The sequence below is a fragment of the Flaviaesturariibacter aridisoli genome, assembly GCF_004343705.1.
Taxonomy (GTDB): Bacteria; Bacteroidota; Bacteroidia; order Chitinophagales; family Chitinophagaceae; genus Flavisolibacter; species Flavisolibacter aridisoli.
The window spans coordinates 17,257-35,141 of record NZ_SKFH01000006.1 but is presented as its reverse complement, the minus strand read 5'-3'; the positions used below and the strand labels follow the sequence as shown (position 1 = coordinate 35,141).

Here is a 17,885-nt window from a genome sequence, read left to right as displayed (position 1 = left end):
TTCTTGCAACACTATGTCTTTCAATCATTTAGTGCAAAACATAGTAAATGGGCAGCTACAACTGCCCGAAATTGATTTTTCGAACTAGTTACTAAGTGAAATCAAGGCAAAATGCAGGAAAGATTAATGCTGATCACTGAGCCAGAACTCACGAACCTCATAACTAAGGCCATAAACAAAGCCTTTGAAACGCTAAAAGCCGTCCAAGAACAAAAGGGCGAGGAATGGCTAACATTCGACGAGGCTTGTAAATACCTAGGCGTTTCCAAACCAACGCTCCGAAAGCTAACCAAGGGGTATAAGCTTACGGCTTACCCAGTTGGGAGGCAAATCCGTTATAACAAACAAGAACTCGATCAAAGCATAAAAAGCAAATCACTAAAAGGCAAATGACATGAAGGCCAAGCTAACTACCCCCCTCTACTACGTCTTTGCAGAGGACGATGACAATAAGCGACATTATTCTAGAAAGTTTTCATTTGGCAAGTACGCCCCGTTTGAGAAAGACGTCGACTTGAAAACACTAACACAGATAACGTTTACCGCTGCCCTTGCTGTAAACAGCACCACCATAACAATGCACACAGCATGGCCAACTTGGTACGGCCTATGTCATCTCGCTAAAAACATGGATGCGGGAGTTGCACTCATAACCCCAAACCTGGGCATCATAGAAATTCTCATATTCCCTGAAAAAAATTCTTATAGCGCTTACTTACTTGAAATGGTCCAAACGGGCGCATTTGACAGTAAGCTGCGCAACCTGCGAAAAAGCGCGTCCACCACGTTTCCCTTTATTAACCAATTAATATTACAATAAGTGCCATGTTAGACAGAATAAAGATCAACATAACCAACCATGAGACAATAGCATCTATAACCAGCATTGTGCTCAATAGCCCTAAAACAAGTAACGTTAAGCACACGCCAACAGGCTTCACGGCGAACTATGCAAACCTCCGAGTCATTGCGAGAGCTAAAAGCCTGACAATTGCCGGGAGCATTACTAAGTTCGGCTTGGAATACAATTCGCTCAATGCCGATAAGGTTACCAATATCCAGAACATACAGGCCATAGCTGGTGAACTCAACTTACCGCTTTCTACGCCCATAAGTGAATTAGAGTTCGGCTTTAACATACCTGTACGCCACAATCCCAGCACATATCTGGAAGCTATGGAAATGGCCAAGGGCTATGCCAAATACTTCGGGCACACCAATAAGCAGCGAGTGTTTATGAAAGACACCATCTACTTACGGTTCTATAACAAAACGGAGCACTTTAGAGGAAGCCTCACTGTCAATACAGGTATTCCGTTTGACCTTAAGGTGCTCCGCTACGAGGTACGCCTATTAAACCTTAATGTTTCACCGCAGCGACCGGACTTCACACTAGCTAGCTTGCAATCCTGCAAAGTTCAAAACCACTTGGTCGCGCTTTGGGCAAGAGAATTTAGCAAAATCATATTCGAGTCGCTAAAACTCCCGGCTATCCCCCTACAATCCCCTAAAGATGTGTACGCACATCTCATACTAAAGGGTATTGAGGCTTACGGTGGGTTGAAAAATGTGTTTGCTATCATCAATGCTCAAATGCCAAAGAACTATGTATATGCAAGCCGCACAAAGAGCAAACTCACAGAGTTGTACAGTGATGTAAATCTATCTGAAGAGTGTGAGTTTGCCACCGAACTCGCTCAAAAAGTAGCGTTTACTGCTTGCTACTACATTGCCCAACAAATAAATGCCAGCCAAGCGATCTAATTGACACTTTTAAGCCCTTAAGGCAACTTTTGCCGAACCATGTGCGACCATGTCTCCCAACGCCTCAAAAGAGCCTTAAAATGCCGATTGTGTCGCTCACCGGTTTATTAAGCTATTTGCGTTACTTTGCTACAGTAACATATTAAAAAAGCTGCGACTCTAACGTTCCGCCAGTAGAAAACCGCCAAATTTTTCACAGCAGGAAGGAACGGCTTAGCAGGCGCACCCGTACGGGTGTGTCTCTCTTGCCGTATCATTCTTGCAAGGCGCTTGGCGGTGCCTCTACTGGATGTTAGCAGGGAGCACACCTTATTTTATGCGCTTTATCTACCTACTCCTAGCTGCAACACTACTTGCAACAACTGCATCCAGCCAAGTGCCTCAAATGAAACCTTTCTGGCAAAGCGTTGCCTACCGTTATAAAACCGGGCAACTGAGTCAACTTTCGAAAAGCCTATTAGTCAGCAAAACACTGAATGAAGGCGGCTCTCTATCAAATGCACTTGCACGAGTCGAAAACGTAGCTAACAATACCAAGTTCCAGGACAACCTTTGCTTACAGCTTTTGCTAACCTTGGGCAATGGTGAACTCCTACGCCACCAGCTAGCAGATCTATGCGGGTCTTACAATCAGGGTAACCGTATGGCTAACTACATTGAGCAAGCTTACAAATACGACAAGCGCTATATGGAAGCCCTTCGCCAACGGAAACTTAACGAAGATCAAGCTCGCACAACAGCATCTGCAAGTCCAAAAGACGACCCCAATGCAGAACTTACAAAAACTGATATACCGCCAGAGGCAGAAGTACTTGCAAAAACCGAAACACCCATATTCGATGTAGAAACAAAATATCCTGCTTCATGGAGAACATTCTTAGCAACAACTCCTAAGGTAGACAGCTTAGATAAAAACATACCTCCAGGTACATATACGGCTAAAGTGCAGTTTACTGTTGACACCGATGGAAATGTTACTGATGTTAAGGTCTTAAATAGTGTAGGTTATGGGGTAGAGCGTGAAGCACTAAGGGTTATGAGCCTTGCTCCGAAATTTATTCCCGCAATGTATCAAGGTAAGCCTGTCAAAGCCATCAGAACACAACCTATCACCTTCGTTATTTCGGAATAGTGCATACACATACAAACACATACAGCATACATACGGCTTTGCTTTAGCAGCCACAAAACTTTGGACCCGGAACCACATACAACTCGTGAACGAACGGCTGCTTTTAAACTTCGAGATACAACTAAGTGTAAACTAGTACACCCGGCATACAAATGGTAGCGACGCCAATTAGTGCCCAAAACGAAAACCGACCACCAAACCGACAACGAACACCAGCCCAATCCTGCCAAACTCGCCACAGCACTGAATTGTAGCTAATAATCAAAAGCCCTGGCGAGGCCACTTCACAAAGCCCCGGGTCTTTACAGGCCGGGGCTTTTTTTGTAGCCGATCAGCAACCTCTACGACCCGGCCGGGCTTTGAAAAAAGTGAGGAACAAGTACTACTTTCAACGATGTACCGCCGCACCTTCCTGCAACACAGCGCGCTCCTGCTCACGGATTCGCTGCCTCAGCCGTCCCTGCTATCGGCAAAGAAGCCAGCGGCTGGCCGCCTGTTGCATACCGTTCGCCGGCAAATGGGCCAAGATCCTTCCGCTACGCTGGGCCGCGTGGCCCAAATCGGATACCGCGAAGTGGAGCTCGCCACTTATACCGGCTCGTAATTTCTTTATGGAATGAAACCTGCGGACTTCGCGAACCAGCTGCGGCGCAGCGGGCTAAAGGCCATCAGCAGCCACTACCGGCTGGGCGCAGAATCAATCCCCGCCCAACAACGACAGGGCACCCTGCTTCACGGTTGGGGCCGCGCCGTACATTAGATCGGGGAACGATCGACTTCGCTCGGATCTTCCGGGCCGCAGCGATGGCGGGAAGAAAGGACTTTTTCGTGGAGCAGGACGAAACACCGGGCGACCCGTTCGATAGTACCCGCAGCAGCTACGCTTATGTGCGGAAACACCTCGCCCACCAGTGCGCAACCGGTCGCTTCACAACGACGAACCATTCCCATTGCCAACAACTGCCCCGGAACAATTACAGTCCCCACCGCGGGCGTTATTTGCTAGAATAATCCTTCGATCGAAAAATAGCGCTCGCCCGTATCGTAGTTATACGTAAGGATCTTCGAGCCCTTGGGGAGCTCCGGAAGCTTCTTCGCAACAGCCGCCAGGGCTGCACCGGTGGAAACACCGCCAAAGATGCCCTCCTCACGCGCCAGCCGTCGTGCAAAGTCATAGGCTTCGTCCTTGCCCACCTGGATGACGCCGTCGAGCGCGCCCACGTTGAGGATGGAAGGCACAAAGCCGGCACCAAGGCCCTGCAGCGGGTGCGGGGCCGGCGCGCCGCCACTCAGCACCGGCGACAACTCGGGCTCCACGGCGAACACTTTCAGGTTGGGCATTTTCTCCTTCACCACTTCGGCGATGGCGGTGATGTGGCCGCCGGTGCCTACACCCGTGATCACGTAGTCGAGGCCGTCGGCGAAGTCGTCAAGGATCTCACGCGCGGAGGTGCGGCGGTGCACTTCGGTGTTGGCCGCGTTGTCGAACTGCTGGGGAATCCAGCCGCCCGGCGTTTCCTTCGCCAATTCCTGCGCCCGCTCGATGGCGCCCTTCATCCCCTTCTCCCGTGGCGTAAGAACAAACTCGGCCCCGTATACCTGCATGAGGCGGCGGCGTTCGATACTCATACTTTCCGGCATCACCAGCACCAGCTTGTAGCCTTTCACCGCCGCTACCAGCGCCAGCCCGATCCCGGTATTGCCGGAGGTTGGCTCAATGATGACGCTGTCCTTATGCAGCAAGCCCTTCTGCTCTGCATCCTCGATCATCGAGAGCGCGATGCGGTCCTTGATGGAAGCGCCTGGGTTTTGCTTTTCCAGTTTGATCCACACCTCGTGGTCGGTGCCGAAAAGACGGGCCAGCCGCACGTGCGGCGTTTTGCCGATGATGTCGAGAATGCTGTTTGCTTTCATATGTTGGTTGTTTAAAAATCAGATACTGAAGTTGATCGGCTCGGGAAACGGATCCTGCGTCTTGATGTGCACTTCGCTCTTGTGGTACACCACCGAGTTGGGCGGAACACTATACGTCAGCCATACGTTGCCCCCGATAATGCTACCGGCACCCACCACGGTGTCGCCACCGAGAATAGTGGCGCCCGCATAGATCACCACGCCATCGCCGATGCTGGGATGCCGTTTGGCTGCGGCAGCGCCTTTGGATACGTTCAATGCACCAAGCGTCACGCCCTGGTAGATCTTCACGTCGTTGCCGATCTCGGTGGTTTCACCGATAACGATCCCGGTGCCGTGGTCGATGGCAAAGGAGCGGCCAATCCGCGCGCCGGGATGAATATCGATGCCCGTGCGGCCGTGGGCGTGCTCGGAAAAAAAGCGCGCCAGCAGGCGGCACCCTTCCCGCCACAACGCATGCGCCACGCGGTGCACGTAGGTGGCGTAGAAGCCAGGGTACGAAGCCAGCACTTCTTCGAGCGATCTTGCTGCAGGATCGCTTTCCAGGATCGCCCGCGCATCGTCGAGCAGGAGGCGATACACCTCGGGCAGCTGCGCAAAAAACCGGTCCGTGGCGCTGCTCCCGTCTTCACGAAGCAGGTGACAAAGCTCGGTACGCAACTCGTCGAGACGCTCTTCGAGTTGCACGCGCAGGGGCACAGTGCCTTTTTCATCGCCGAACAGAAACCCGAAAAGATCCTCTACAAACCCGCGTGCCCGCTCCTTCTCCGGCAGCCAGTTCTCCCGGGCGCCCCGCCCGGCCACCAGTGCCTCTATAAGCTCGTTTGTTGCCATAAAAATTCCTTCGTTCAAATTTACCCTTGTGCCAGACCGGTAGCTTATTAAAAAGAAGCGATAAATCCGACCCCAACCGTGCGGTTGCTGAACTCATCGATGAGGTTGGTTCCGTGTTGAAGTAAATAGGTCGTTGCGGGCGAGAGCGCGGCTTCATCCATCCGGTTGAGCGTCGCCGTGAAAGACTGCAAGGGCGCAGGAGCAGCGCCAGCCGGCACGATCATCGTACCGCGCGCACTGTCGACATCGTCTTCAAGCTCCAGCGTTCGTGATGCGCATTCGAATGCGGCCGAATAAGGATCATGGGCGGTTCTTTTTGCGCAGGTCCAGGTTGTGAAAAAACGAGAGGCGCGCCGTATGAAGCGTGCGGTAGCGCCCCGGCGTGCCCAGTTGCTGAAACACGTTGAGGTAGCCTGCCTGGATATTGTCGGCGGCGTTGAGGTTGAAGGCCGCACCCAGGAACGCACGGTTCTGGTCGAAATAGTTCGTTACGATCTCCTTACCGAAATTGACCATCACTTCGTTGTTGGCGATGAGCGAAACGGTGCCCTTGCGCACTTCAGGTGCCAGCGGCATTTGCAGCAGGAAGTTGTAACGCGCGCGGTAATTGAATTGATGCCCCTCGCCCAGCGAACCGTCCGCGGCAATGCGGCGACGATAGCGTTCTTCCAGTCGAAACCACTGCATCGTGCGCAGGCGGCGGTACCTGGTGTGCCACTGAACCTGCTGCCAGACGCGGTGCTCGGGCTGCGAGACGTCAGGGTGATTATCTGCGGGGAAGTGATTGACGAATGCATACCCGGCCGTCGCCTTGGTGTTATCGGCGAGGTAATAGGTAAGACCGCCGCGCAGGATGCTCTGCGACAGACCATCCACGAGGTCGTCTTGCGTGCGCAGTTGGCCTTCGAGCCAAAGCCCCCAGCGGTCGCTGAGACGAGTTTGGTTGAAATAACCGACCCAGGCTTGCGTAGACTGTGTGCGGATCTTGGCTTGCGCCCCGGCGGATAGTGCACCGCAGGCCAATAAGAAAGCAAGGAAGGATGTCTGTTTCATAAGCGTCGAAATTACTTCACGAGCAGGCCTTCTTTGGTGGCCACATGATGCAGGGCGCTATCCGGGGTCAGGCAAGCAGCCTGGGCTTTGATCACATTGAGCCGGGCGCCGAGCAGGATCAGCAGCGCAACCAGCAGCGCCTGCAACAGGAAGCGGCCGATGCGCCGGAGGCGATTGGTATAGAGCATTGAAAAAGGTCGTTGGGTCATAAGCGAATTGTTTTTTGTCCCGTATTTCTACGGTACCAGAAATAGCCTTATTTCTTTCGCTTCTCCAGGGCGGGCTCGAAGCGCTTGTCGTCGATGCGGGCACCGCGCTCCGACAGGGTAGCCGCCTCGATCTCGGCGATCACCGTGTCGAGGCCGGCGGCATCGGAGCGCACGATCAGTTCCAGGCCGCTTTCAGGCGCCATCCGGTCGCGGAATGCAATGGTTTCGGGAAAGTTGTGGCCGGTATCCATAGTAAAAATCCGTATGCCGGGAGCGTTGCGGGCGATGAGATCGGTGAGCACCCCGTCTTCCTGCCCCAGCGAAGTGGAGCAGACGGCGCGCCCCGGAAACAGCTCCGAAACGCGGCGCAGGGCCGACGCGGCATCGCCGCCGGCGAAGAGGTCGTTGAGTTCCTGTAGAAATACCATTCGCATTGTTTTGTCCTACAGCAAGCAATTGTCGGGGCAAGACCCTTTCGGGGCGAAAATAGGAACGGCCAATTAGTCTACCAAATTAATATAGTATAGCACGCAACCGTGACCGCGAACGGCAACGCCCCGTCGGTCAGGACGGGGCGTTGCAAAAGGGTAACGGTCAGGCGCCGGCTTAAACGGCCACGGCGAGACTCATTTCGGCAGGCGGCAGCAGCCGTGTGAGGCGGATCATCTCGTAGATCACCTGGTCTACAAGGTCTTTGGCTTTGGCGAGCAGCACGCGATCGCCGTCGCGCTCGGCCATGTCGAGGTACAGCTTGGCGGCGGCCAGGCTTTGAGCCAGGTTCTCCTGCAGCTCCGCGCGGATCTGCTGGGCGTGACTGGTCCACTGGTAAAGCGGCGCGAGGTCTGCTGCTTCGGTTTCCGTTTGGAGAGGCGTGGCGGCGGTGCCGCCGGATGATGGTGTTGAAAAGAGCATAGGGATTTGGATTTTACAGTCACAGTGACGTGCAGCGGAAAGATGTGTCTTTCCTGCCGGATTGGAAAACACATTTTCCCCGCCTACCGGAAACCGCTTAGGGCGGCTTTGTAGTAAATCCGGAGGCCTCGTAAAAACCCGCGTACTTTTCCGCAGCCCTCAGAGCAGCGAATGATCCATCGCGTAGCGTACCAGGTCGGCGTTGGAGCGGGCGCCCATTTTGGTGAGGATGCGGGCCCGGTAGGTGCTGATGGTCGTAGAGCTCAGCTTGAGCTGCTCGGCGATGCCGGCGATGCCCATGCCCGAGGCCAGCATGCGGAACACTTCAAACTCGCGGTCGGAAAGTGCTTCGTGCTCCATCAGGTGTCCGTCGCGGCGAAGGCTCTCGAGCAGCTTTTCCGCCACGGTCGGCGTGATGTATTTCGACCCCGACAACACCTTGCGCACGGCCCCTACGAGTTCCTGCGGGGCCATGTCTTTGTTGAGGTAGCCGACCGCACCGGCCTTCAGCACCCGGGCGGCGTATTGCTCTTCGGGGTACACGCTGAGCATCAACACCGGCACATGGGGCAGTTGTTCTTTCAGCTGGTACAGCATCTCGAGGCCGCTGCGGCCCGGCATGCTGATGTCGGAAATCACGAGGTCCCATCGCTGGCGCATGCATTCCACGATCACCGCGTCGGCGTCGGACACCTCCACAATGACCGCATTCGTGTATTCGTCCTGTAAAATTTCCCGCAGTCCGCGTCGTACAATCGGATGGTCATCGGCAATTAAAATTCGCAACATAGGGGTCAGTTAGAGTTGACAAAAGCGTCGGGTACAAACACCTGCACCACCGTTCCGCGGCCGGGCCAGCTGACAACGGTGTATTCTCCTTTAATCGATTGCGCACGCTCCTTCAGGCCGAGCATGCCGAGGCTGTCGGCCTTGCGGGCCGTTGCGATATCGAAACCAACTCCATCGTCTTCGATGCGCAGCAGCAGCGAAGTGCCCGATTGCTCGATGCTTACCTGCACCTTGCCGGCAAGCGCATGCCGGGCGATATTGGTCAGCGATTCCTGCACAATGCGGAAGATCACGATCGATATCTGCGGATCGGAAATGGTGCCGGTGCAGCTCGTGCACAGGAACACCTGGAGGTCCATCCGCTTGCGGAAGCCGTCCACGTACCAGCGCAGCGCCTCCACGAGCCCCAGGTCGTCGAGCAGGGTGGGGCGCAGCTCCGTGGCGATCTTGCGCACCGACGACATTGTTTGCTCGGTCAGGGCGAGGGCCTCGCGGATCTTCTCGAGGTTCTGCAACGTTTCTTCGGGCTTGCGCAGGATGCTCGACAGGTTCATCCGCACAGCGGTCAGGGCCTGGCCCAGCTCGTCGTGGATGTCGCGGGCGATCTCGGTGCGCTCTTTTTCCCGCACGTCCTGCAGGTGAACGGCAAGCTCGCGGATCTCTTCGTAGGAGCGGCGCAGCAGCTCTTCGTTCTTCAGCTTTTCGGTAACGTCGAGGCAAAGAAACAGGAGCGCTTCTTCGTTGTTGTGATCGATCAGGTGATGGCTTACCTGCATCTGCATCCGCTGGCCGTCCTTGCGGGAATGCGTTACCACGCGGTCGAACGACTGGGCCCTGTCGGCCAGGCTGTTGCCGCTGGCGCCGAATTCCACTTGCGCATACGACATCCGCAGGAATTCTTCCTTCGTGAACTGGTAGTGCTGCATCGCGGCGTAGTTGACGTCGAGAAACTGCAGGTCTTTGGCGCGCACCATGAAGAGCGGCACCGGGTTGAAGTCGAACAGCATCCGGTACTTCGATTCCGACAGGCGAAGCAGCTGCTCGGTCTCCTTTCGTTCAGAAATATCGATGCCCATGCCCACCAGCGCGTGGCGCGCGCCGTGGCGTACAAGCTTTCCGTTGAAATAAAAGTCGCGGGTGCTGCCGTCGATATGCTGCAGGCGGGCTTCGGCCTTTCCCCAGCCCTGGCGCAGCGCGGCTTCGAATACTTCGAGCACCTGCGGACGGTCTTCGGGCGCCACCAGGTCGAGGGCGGGCATGTTGGCCACCTCTTCGCTGCTGCGGCCGGCTACGCGCTCGAGGTTGCGGTTCCAGCGCTCGAGGCGCCCGCTTTCGTCGAGTAGGTAGAAGACGCCGGGGAGGCTGTTGATGATGGAATCGGAAAAAGCTTTCTCCTGGAGCATCGCCTGCTCCACTTCTTTTTCTTCGGATATGTCGCGCACCGATCCGGCCATGCGGTAGGGCTTGCCGTTCTCGTCGAAGCGGGCCTGTCCGTTGGCTTTGTGCCAGCGATAGGTGCCCGATCGGTGGAGGTGCAGGTATTCTACTTCAAAGGGAACGTTCTCGGCCAGGTGGCGCTGCAACTGCTGCTCCACGAAGCCGCGGTGGCTCGGATGGATGCGGCTGGCCCAGGCGTGGTAGGAGCGCTCCAGCGCCGTATCGTCGGCTGCATAGCCGAGGATCTCGCAGAAGCGCGCCGAGAAGTACATCCGGCTTTCGCGGAAGTCCCATTCCCAGATGCCGTCGCGGGTGGCCTGCAGGGCCAGGTGAAAGCGCTGAACCGATTGCAGCAGCTCGGTCTCCATCTGCTTGCGGCTGCTGATGTCCATCACCATCGCGAGGGTGCCGGTGAAGACGTCGTTTTGCATGATCGGCGTGGCGGCGATCAGCACCCACACGGGCTCGTCCAGCTTATTGCGCAGGCAGAATTCGTATTGTTCGGACTCGCCGTTGCGGCGCAGGAGCTGGTGGGTAACAAAGGAAGCACGGTAGGCGGGGTCAATAAAGCCAAGCACGTCTCCGCCCATCAGATCGTCTACGGTGCAGCCGAGCATCTCGGCCATTTTGCGGTTGACGTAAAGTGTTTGTGTTTCGGGGTTGATCATCCAGACCCCTTCGTGGCAGTTCTCCACGATGAAGCGATAAAGGTTGTCGGGAATGCCGCTCCAGAAGTCAGGCACGCTCCCGGTGACTTTCGGTGCGATGGAGGCGACACTCATTCCATCTGCGATACGAAGTGGCGATACATGATTGGGTGTCATGGCAGGAATCAGTTGGTTCTCAAAAAAATGACCTGAAGCCGTCAATCGCTTCGGGACGGTGTTTTACAGTTGGTAGGCGTAACGAGGCAATGAGTTTCTTGATTCCGAGGCAAAGAGTGGCGGGGCTCCGCTGTATGATAGGGCTTCTACGAGCTTCTACAGTAAAAATACTATGTTAATTTTAGAACTGAACATCATTAACATAGAATTTATCCGTATTCGGTTGTAGTTCTTCGACTACACCGATCCGGGTAAAAAAAAAGACCGCCTGGAAAGGCAGTCTCGGATCCCCCGAAAACAAAAAGTAGTTTATCGAATCAACCCTTGCCCCGTCTAGCGGAAGCGGGTGATGAGTTCAGTTTTGGAATGCACTTTCAGCTTGGAAAAGAGATTCCGGATATGTGCGTTCAGCGTGTCGGCCGTAAGGAAGCAGCGGTTGGCGATTTCCTTGTAGCTGAGGCCGGCCAGCACGAGGTCGAGCACTTCGCGTTCCTGCCGCGTAACACAGAGCGGTACAGACTGGCTCCGAAGCAGGCTCGCGCGGCGCAGCAGCGGGCGGAGCAGGGTGGAGTCCAGGTAGAGCTCGCCTTCGCCCAGCAGCCGGAGCGCCAGCGGCAAGCCCCGCCGCAGGTTTTCTTTGAGCAGGTAGCCTTGCACCTGTTTGTGCAGGAGCGTCACCACGCTGCCCATATCTGCCATCCCGATCAGCAGCAGCACCGGGCTTTCGGGCCAGATGGCCTGCAGTTGCCCGAGCTGCTCTCCGATCATTTCCTTTTCGTCGCCATCGATGATCAATGCCTGAGGTGGAAGAACGCCGGCGGCTTTGAGCGCATCGCGGAGGTTGGCGGTTGCGAAACCGAGGCTCATATCGGAGCGGCCGGCGAGGCAATCGGCGATCGCTGCGCGGAGCCGATCATCGGAACAAACAACATCTACTTGCATCATAGGTTCGTGTTTTGAATCCGGGAATAGAGGGTTCGAAACTCCTTCCAGGGTCCTACTGACGGCGTGGTTCGGCGCCGTTAATCCTATTGCTTCACAAAACGGCTGCTGCTGCTGTTGCCTTGTGCATCCAGCACCTGCAGGAAGTAAGTGCCCGCGGGCAGGTCGTCGGCAGCAACGGCCAGCGTATTGGTACCGGCGCCGGCAGCGGCTTTCCAGCTGCGCATCTGCGCGCCGCTCATCGATACGATGCGCAGGGTCAGATCGCCGGCTTCGGCTACTTCCACCGACACCTGGGCGCTCTTGCGTACGGGGCTCGGGTAGAAGGCACCGATGCTGAGGGCCCCGCCTTTATCGGCATTCAGCAGCACCGTCTGGCTCAGGTGTGCGCGGCCGTCGATATCCAGCTGGCGGAGGCGGTAGTAGATGCGGCCACGGAAGGGCGCATTGTCAGAGAACGAGTAATTAAGTGTGTGGCTGCTGTTGCCGCCGGCGGCCAGGCTCGACACAAAGCCGATGACGTTGAACGTGATGCCGTCGGAAGAGCGCTGTACTTCGAATCCGCTGTTCATCGACTCGCCGGCCGTTGCCCAGGTGAGCAGCGAGCCCGAGGTTTGCTTGCGGCCCGAGAAGGAAAGCAGGCGGATGGGCAGGGGCGAGGCATTAGTGCTGGCAGCGAAGGGTGAAAACTGGCTTTGTGAGGTCAGTGCGATTGTACGGGCGCTGGGCGTGCCTCCCACCGTAATATCGTTGCCATTGGTGGCCAAGTACCAGCCGGCGCCTACATTGTACGGGTTCGGGCTCGGTACTCCGTAGTGGTAGACATCCATCTTAGCAGGCGAAGTAAAACTAACCTGGCTTTCCGAATACTGGAAGGTAACGTTGGCCGTTGCGGAGGCAGAAGGTGTGATGTGCCATACCAGTTTCAGCGCGCCGCTCATGCCCGTGCTCGGGTAGCCGCTGAATGAATTCTGAACACGTACGGACCAGTCGCGGTTGGTGCCGGATACCGTTACAGGAGAATAGATGGAAGAGGTGGGACCTACTGGAAAAGCTTGCGTACTGGCGGCCGTCACTTTAAGAACACCTGTGCCATTCGTGACTACATAGTTGGTAGAGCTTCCGCCCGAGAGGGTTCCAGCGGTAAGGCTACTGCCACCAAGACTGAGACGGGCATTGGTGCCCAACTGCAGCGTACTGGCTGTTACATCCCCCGCCAGGGTCTTAGCATTGACGACCCCAAGTGTGCCGTAGGTTTGCGCGGGAATAGCTACACTCGTCGAGTTGTTGAAAGTTACGTTGACGCCAGTCGGGAACGTACCGGTATTAGTCCAGTTGGCGCTCGTGGTGATGGTACCTGTCCCTTTGGTAATGGTGCCGGTTCCGGTTACATATCCGGTTACTGTGGCGTTGGGATTATTGGAAGAGAGGTTGGTGGCTGAATTGATTGTCCAGTCGCCGGCAATTGTAAGTGTACCGGAGTTGACGGTTTTGGTGCCGCCGGTGAACAGCAGTTTCGGATAAGAAAGCGCCGTGTTGACGTTCTGGCCTGACGAAGCAAAATATTCTACGGTTGCCGTAGTGCCAGGAGTCCAGCTACCATCCGATGTATTGCGCGAAATGGCACCGCCGAGACGCAGTTTGCCGCCAACTTCCGTTCCACCGTTCGTCAAATCAAGTGACGCTGAATTGGAGCCGCCTGCACCTGAACCAATGGTTACATCCCCGCTGACATTCAGGATTCCAGCGCCCGAAAAAATGACCTTTGCAACGCGATTCGAATTGCTGCCGCCGTTGATCGCCAGGTTGCCGGTAATATTCAATGTAAAAGCACCGATGATCAGCGTGGTGGTGCCCGTTGAGCTATTGTATGCCTGTAGGGTCAACTTATTGATGGTGGCAGTTTGATTAAGCGTTACATCAAAGTGATTGCCGATGGTTACATCGTCACCCGCTTGCGGCACTGCCTCCTTTCCGTATGCCAGGGCGGAGTTATCATTATTGGCACCGGAATAAAGCTTTAAGGAGGTGGCGCTGGTAATAGATTGAATAGTGCCGATCACCGAGCCGTCAGCCGCATAAAGCGTACTGTTTACAGTCAGATCGGTGGTAAAGGACGTACCTGTGCCGGTTATAGTGGTACTGTGGTCCACTGTGCGGATCGTTCCCGACAAAGTGCGCACCCAAGTAGAAGCAGTACCCCAATTCCCGGAGGTACGGGCAATGACATTGTTGGCCGACACTGTTGCGACCAGGAAAAGGCACAGAATGAACAGGATTGTTGCGAGTAGATTTTTGGCTTGCATAAGTGGCGGTTTGGTTTAGAATGAATGAAAGACGATTCGTCTGCCGTAGGAGCAAACGGGGCTTGTTCAGGAGGATTGGACCAAACGGCTTTAATCAGGATAGTTGGACGGTTCTACAGTTGGCGATGATCGGCGACAGGGAAGGAAGGAAAGAATTACCGTGTCATCTATGAATACAAAGCAACATCATTCAAACGAGGTCATTTGTAGCACAACTAAGTGAGATCCTGCCAATTTTATTTGCAGGATGTGTACGCAAAAAGAAGGCGGCCTGTAGTTGTACAACTACAGGCCGCCTTACAAAATTTGCCCCCGCGCTTACGGCGCCGCCAGGATCTTGATCACCATCTTGCGCACGTTTCCTTCCGCCACGCGGATGTTGGGCCGGTGCACATCCTGCGGAAAAAAAAGAAAGAAGGCCGTCGGATCGGCGATGTGAAAAGTGCCTTCCGCGCTGTAGTTAGCCACATCTTTCGTTTCGTTGTAGGCCATCACTTCCTTCGCCGCGGCCAGCGGGGCCACACCCATCTTTTCCTTGCCTTCAATAATATATTGCAGGTCGATGTACCTGCGATGGGCTTCCCACTTAGTAGAATCAAAATCTTTTTCCGGTCCGTAGGTAACGCTTACGAACACACTATCGCCCAGCAGCGGGTATTTACCCGGCGCCAGCTCTGCGAGCCTGCGCGTGCGGAGGAACTCGAACGCCTTGTCCCAAAGTGCTTGCCGGGCGTGGTATTGGCGCGAAAACTCCTTCATATCCACCGAAAAATGCGGACGCATCGGAAGTCCGAAAAACGCCGGTGCGGGCGCTTTGCCGAGGTCGCGCTCAACGCCACCGGGCAGCAGCACCTTCGAATGCTGGAACACGATGTTTTGCGTATCCTGCGCTTCGAAGGCATTCTGCGCCGACACCAAGAAGGAATCGAAGAGGATCTGCCGCACCGGCATCTGGGGCAGCCCCCGCATAAACACAGCCGTGCGCGCGCCGCGGCAAACGATGTTCTTCAATACGAAGCCGCGGAACTCGGGCACTTTGTCCTGTGCCGTAGTCTTCACATCCCTGGCTTCCTTGCCGGCCGTTACGTCTTCATAATACGTATCGAAAGAAACAGCTTCCTCCTTGATGTCGCGCATGAAAATGTCCCGTATAAATACGTTGCGCACAAGGCCGCCACGGCCGGCATTGCTCTTTACGCGGATGCCGATGTCGGTGCCGATGAAGTTGCAGTCGGCCACGCTGATGTTGTTCATGCCGCCATCCGTGTTGGAGCCGATCACGAAGCCGCCATGGCCGCGGTATACGGTGCAGCCCGCTACAAGCACGTTCTCCAGGCGCGGAGCGGTGCTGTTGGCCGAAGAGCTCGACTTCATGCAGATGGCGTCGTCGCCGGCCGAAACCGTACACTTGTAGATCAACACATTTTTGCAGGCGCTGATGTCGATACCGTCACCATTCTGCGCCCACTCTTCGTTGAAGATGGTTACGTGGCGCATGGTGAGGTTGGTGGAAGCGGTGGGATAGAACACGAACTTGGGCGAGTTGCGGATCGTGACGCCTTCCACGAGAATGTACTCGCAATTGCTCAACTGCACCATGTGCGGACGTAAAAAGTCGCGCGCGGGCTCATAGTCTGTTGCGGTGAGGGCCGTCTTTCCCTTCAGTGTTTTGAGGTACTCCTCTCCCGCCATCGCCCCGGCGCTGGGCCACCACAGCTTTCCGTCGGTGCTGATGGTGCCGCCGCTCTTGCTGAGTGCAGACCATTGGCTCGCCGTCACCTTATCTTTTTTGACAGGCCGCCAGCTGTCGCCGCCGCCGTCGATAATGCCTTCGCCCGTTATGGCCACGTTCTTCGCCTTGTAGGCAAACAGCGGCGGACGTACCGCGTACGACGAGGAGCCCGGCAACTGCTCTACCGGGTATTGGCTGCGGTCGGGTGTGAACTGGATGATCGCGCCACGCTCCACCACGAGGTTGACGCCACTCTTCAGCTCGATGGGCCCCGTGAGCCAGAGGCCCGCGGGCACCAGCACCTTGCCGCCGCCGGCTTTCGCACAGGCATTGATGGCTTTGGCAAAGGCCGCCGTATTGAGGGTCTGCCCGTCGGAAACGGCTCCATAACTGCGCAGCGAAAAGGTCTTGGCTGCAAACTTCGGCAGCACGGGCGCCTGCATCTTGAAAGGCGTTGCCTTCAGGTAGTATTGTTCGTTTCGGGTCTGGGCAGAAAGGACGGTGGCGCCGAAAAGCGCCACTCCAAGTACGATTGATTTCATCAGGTATTCTTTGAACTGTTTATTCGCCAATGGGCTGATATTTCGGCACAAGCGATTTCATCACGATCCAGCCAATGAGGTAGGCAACGGCGCAAATAGAGAAGATAATGAAGTAGCCGGCTTCCTTGCCATGAAAGCCGAGGAAACTCATCCCGGTATTATCGGCATGCGTAAACAGCACACCCGAGCCCTTGTTGATGAGGAACGACCCGATGCCGCCGGCCATGCCGCCGATGCCGGTAACGGTAGCCACCGCCGACTTTGGGAACATATCACCAACGGTCGAGAAGATATTGGCCGACCAGCTTTGGTGCGCTGCACCCGCAACGCCGATGATCACCACCGGGAACCAGGCGCTGTAGCCGCCGAGCGGCTGCGCGAGCAGGGCCAGCAGCGGGAAGAAAGCGAAGATCAGCATCGCCTTCATCCGGCCTTCGTAAGGGTTCATCCCCAGCTTGTTCACGAAGTAGGTAGGCAACCAGCCGCCAATGATCGAAAGCAGCGTGATGGCGTACAATACAAAGAGGGGCAAGGAGCTTTTGGTGCCGGTCATGCCGTAGATGTCGGCGAGGTAAGCCGGGGTCCAGAAGAGGTAGAACCACCATACGCCATCGGTCATGAATTTACCGAAGGCAAAAGCCCAGGTCTGACGATAGCGGAAGCATTCTCCGAACGACATGCGGCGGGGCGGGGCAGCCGCCTGCGCGATGGTGCCGGGCCGTGCGTTGTCCTGCTGGATGTAGGCGAGTTCCGCCTTGCTCACCCGCGGGTGGAGGTCGGGCTTTTTATACAGGAAGGTCCAGAAGGCCATCCACACGAAGCCCAATGCGCCGATGACCACAAAAGCCATCTCCCAGCCCCAGGCGTCGGCAATGTAGGGGATCGTCAGCGGGGCCAGCAGCGCGCCTACGGTGGCGCCGGCATTGAAAAGGCTGGTGGCGAAGGCGCGGTCCTTCTTCGGAAAATATTCGGCCGTAGCCTTGATTGCGGCAGGGAAGTTTCCAGCCTCACCAAGGGCCAGCACCACGCGGGCGAAGATGAACAACGATACGCTGGTGGAGGTGATGACGGCCGCCTTGTCGAAGCCGGCGAGCGCTTCTTTCGCGCCCTCGAAGCTCACCATCCAGTGCCCGGTGAGGATACCGGACGTGGCAATGCCGCACAAGGCGTGGATGCAGGCACCCGCCGACCAGATGCTGATGGCCCAGAGGAAACCTTTCTTCGTATCCATCCAGTCTACAAAACGGCCGGCCAGCAGCATCGACACCGCGTAGAAGATGGAGAACAGGGCGGTGATGGTGCCGTAGTCGCTGTCGGTCCAGTGAAATTCCGGGATCAGGTATTTCTTCCACGTGAGCGAAAGCACCTGCCGGTCGAGGTAGTTGATGGTGGTTGAAAAAAAGAGCAGCGTGCAGATCGTCCAGCGGTATTTCGTCATGGCCGAAACAACCTGTTTGGCTTTGGGCGGTGGCGCCGTTTGTAGTTCAATCATATG

General features: G+C 55.9%; 17 protein-coding genes. 5 read left to right on the top strand and 12 right to left on the bottom strand.

Going from position 1 to position 17,885, the window contains the following annotated elements:
- The first annotated feature begins 111 nt into the window (after positions 1 to 111).
- The 5 genes from E0486_RS05720 (at position 112) to E0486_RS05700 (ending at position 3,500) form a co-directional block, all read left to right on the top strand.
- Positions 112 to 393, top strand: a complete 282-nt coding sequence (locus E0486_RS05720; RefSeq protein WP_131851187.1) for a helix-turn-helix domain-containing protein — start codon at positions 112 to 114, stop codon at positions 391 to 393.
- Between the two features lies 1 nt (position 394).
- Positions 395 to 820 carry a hypothetical protein gene (locus tag E0486_RS05715; RefSeq protein ID WP_131851186.1) on the top strand — a complete coding sequence of 142 codons (426 nt, stop codon included), beginning with the start codon at positions 395 to 397 and terminating at the stop codon, positions 818 to 820.
- A gap of 5 nt (positions 821 to 825) precedes the next feature.
- Positions 826 to 1,764: a hypothetical protein gene (locus tag E0486_RS05710; RefSeq protein WP_131851185.1), complete on the top strand. Its 939-nt coding sequence runs from the start codon at positions 826 to 828 to the stop codon at positions 1,762 to 1,764.
- 316 nt (positions 1,765 to 2,080) lie between these two features.
- Positions 2,081 to 2,896: an energy transducer TonB gene (locus E0486_RS05705; RefSeq protein ID WP_165917207.1), complete on the top strand. Its 816-nt coding sequence runs from the start codon at positions 2,081 to 2,083 to the stop codon at positions 2,894 to 2,896.
- A 394-nt stretch (positions 2,897 to 3,290) separates the two neighbouring features.
- Complete coding sequence (locus tag E0486_RS05700; protein ID WP_131851183.1) at positions 3,291 to 3,500, top strand: hypothetical protein; 210 nt, start codon at positions 3,291 to 3,293, stop codon at positions 3,498 to 3,500.
- Positions 3,501 to 3,898: 398 nt separating this feature from the next.
- On the opposite strand, the gene cysK is transcribed toward E0486_RS05700, so the two are convergent.
- The 12 genes from cysK to E0486_RS05640 all read right to left on the bottom strand — a co-directional run bounded on the left by cysK (position 3,899) and on the right by E0486_RS05640 (position 17,882).
- The gene (cysK, locus tag E0486_RS05695) at positions 3,899 to 4,810 is read right to left on the bottom strand and encodes a cysteine synthase A (protein ID WP_131851182.1); all 912 of its coding nucleotides are present in this window, start codon (positions 4,808 to 4,810) and stop codon (positions 3,899 to 3,901) included.
- Between the two features lie 18 nt (positions 4,811 to 4,828).
- Complete coding sequence (gene epsC, locus E0486_RS05690) at positions 4,829 to 5,644, bottom strand: serine O-acetyltransferase EpsC (RefSeq protein ID WP_207906207.1); 816 nt, start codon at positions 5,642 to 5,644, stop codon at positions 4,829 to 4,831.
- A gap of 300 nt (positions 5,645 to 5,944) precedes the next feature.
- Positions 5,945 to 6,697 (bottom strand): DUF2490 domain-containing protein, encoded by a 753-nt coding sequence (locus tag E0486_RS05685; RefSeq protein ID WP_131851181.1) that lies wholly within the window; start codon positions 6,695 to 6,697, stop codon positions 5,945 to 5,947.
- Positions 6,698 to 6,708: 11 nt separating this feature from the next.
- Complete coding sequence (locus tag E0486_RS05680) at positions 6,709 to 6,906, bottom strand: hypothetical protein (RefSeq protein ID WP_131851180.1); 198 nt, start codon at positions 6,904 to 6,906, stop codon at positions 6,709 to 6,711.
- Positions 6,907 to 6,953: 47 nt separating this feature from the next.
- Positions 6,954 to 7,334, bottom strand: a complete 381-nt coding sequence (locus E0486_RS05675) for a phosphoadenosine phosphosulfate reductase domain-containing protein (protein WP_207906206.1) — start codon at positions 7,332 to 7,334, stop codon at positions 6,954 to 6,956.
- A 178-nt stretch (positions 7,335 to 7,512) separates the two neighbouring features.
- The gene (locus E0486_RS05670; RefSeq protein WP_131851178.1) at positions 7,513 to 7,818 is read right to left on the bottom strand and encodes a hypothetical protein; all 306 of its coding nucleotides are present in this window, start codon (positions 7,816 to 7,818) and stop codon (positions 7,513 to 7,515) included.
- A gap of 159 nt (positions 7,819 to 7,977) precedes the next feature.
- Positions 7,978 to 8,607 (bottom strand): response regulator, encoded by a 630-nt coding sequence (locus E0486_RS05665; RefSeq protein ID WP_131851177.1) that lies wholly within the window; start codon positions 8,605 to 8,607, stop codon positions 7,978 to 7,980.
- Positions 8,608 to 8,612: 5 nt separating this feature from the next.
- Positions 8,613 to 10,826: a PAS domain S-box protein gene (locus E0486_RS05660; RefSeq protein ID WP_165917206.1), complete on the bottom strand. Its 2,214-nt coding sequence runs from the start codon at positions 10,824 to 10,826 to the stop codon at positions 8,613 to 8,615.
- Between the two features lie 375 nt (positions 10,827 to 11,201).
- Entirely contained in the window at positions 11,202 to 11,813 is a 612-nt protein-coding gene (locus E0486_RS05655; RefSeq protein ID WP_131851175.1) for a response regulator transcription factor, read from the bottom strand.
- 83 nt (positions 11,814 to 11,896) lie between these two features.
- Positions 11,897 to 14,116 carry a T9SS type A sorting domain-containing protein gene (locus tag E0486_RS05650; protein ID WP_131851174.1) on the bottom strand — a complete coding sequence of 740 codons (2,220 nt, stop codon included), beginning with the start codon at positions 14,114 to 14,116 and terminating at the stop codon, positions 11,897 to 11,899.
- A gap of 318 nt (positions 14,117 to 14,434) precedes the next feature.
- The gene (locus tag E0486_RS05645; protein WP_131851173.1) at positions 14,435 to 16,390 is read right to left on the bottom strand and encodes a YhcH/YjgK/YiaL family protein; all 1,956 of its coding nucleotides are present in this window, start codon (positions 16,388 to 16,390) and stop codon (positions 14,435 to 14,437) included.
- A gap of 19 nt (positions 16,391 to 16,409) precedes the next feature.
- Entirely contained in the window at positions 16,410 to 17,882 is a 1,473-nt protein-coding gene (locus E0486_RS05640; protein WP_207906205.1) for an MFS transporter, read from the bottom strand.
- Between the last annotated feature and the right edge of the window lie 3 nt (positions 17,883 to 17,885).

Bases quoted from the DNA above. Each gene is read 5' to 3' on its own strand.
- E0486_RS05720 (WP_131851187.1), top strand. From the start codon at position 112: ATGCAGGAAAGATTAATGCTGATCACTGAGCCAGAACTCACGAACCTC.
- E0486_RS05715 (WP_131851186.1), top strand. From the start codon at position 395: ATGAAGGCCAAGCTAACTACCCCCCTCTACTACGTCTTTGCAGAGGAC.
- E0486_RS05710 (WP_131851185.1), top strand. From the start codon at position 826: ATGTTAGACAGAATAAAGATCAACATAACCAACCATGAGACAATAGCA.
- E0486_RS05705 (WP_165917207.1), top strand. From the start codon at position 2,081: ATGCGCTTTATCTACCTACTCCTAGCTGCAACACTACTTGCAACAACT.
- E0486_RS05700 (WP_131851183.1), top strand. From the start codon at position 3,291: ATGTACCGCCGCACCTTCCTGCAACACAGCGCGCTCCTGCTCACGGAT.
- cysK (WP_131851182.1), bottom strand. From the start codon at position 4,810: ATGAAAGCAAACAGCATTCTCGACATCATCGGCAAAACGCCGCACGTG.
- epsC (WP_207906207.1), bottom strand. From the start codon at position 5,644: ATGGCAACAAACGAGCTTATAGAGGCACTGGTGGCCGGGCGGGGCGCC.
- E0486_RS05685 (WP_131851181.1), bottom strand. From the start codon at position 6,697: ATGAAACAGACATCCTTCCTTGCTTTCTTATTGGCCTGCGGTGCACTA.
- E0486_RS05680 (WP_131851180.1), bottom strand. From the start codon at position 6,906: ATGACCCAACGACCTTTTTCAATGCTCTATACCAATCGCCTCCGGCGC.
- E0486_RS05675 (WP_207906206.1), bottom strand. From the start codon at position 7,334: ATGGTATTTCTACAGGAACTCAACGACCTCTTCGCCGGCGGCGATGCC.
- E0486_RS05670 (WP_131851178.1), bottom strand. From the start codon at position 7,818: ATGCTCTTTTCAACACCATCATCCGGCGGCACCGCCGCCACGCCTCTC.
- E0486_RS05665 (WP_131851177.1), bottom strand. From the start codon at position 8,607: ATGTTGCGAATTTTAATTGCCGATGACCATCCGATTGTACGACGCGGA.
- E0486_RS05660 (WP_165917206.1), bottom strand. From the start codon at position 10,826: ATGAGTGTCGCCTCCATCGCACCGAAAGTCACCGGGAGCGTGCCTGAC.
- E0486_RS05655 (WP_131851175.1), bottom strand. From the start codon at position 11,813: ATGATGCAAGTAGATGTTGTTTGTTCCGATGATCGGCTCCGCGCAGCG.
- E0486_RS05650 (WP_131851174.1), bottom strand. From the start codon at position 14,116: ATGCAAGCCAAAAATCTACTCGCAACAATCCTGTTCATTCTGTGCCTT.
- E0486_RS05645 (WP_131851173.1), bottom strand. From the start codon at position 16,390: ATGAAATCAATCGTACTTGGAGTGGCGCTTTTCGGCGCCACCGTCCTT.
- E0486_RS05640 (WP_207906205.1), bottom strand. From the start codon at position 17,882: ATGATTGAACTACAAACGGCGCCACCGCCCAAAGCCAAACAGGTTGTT.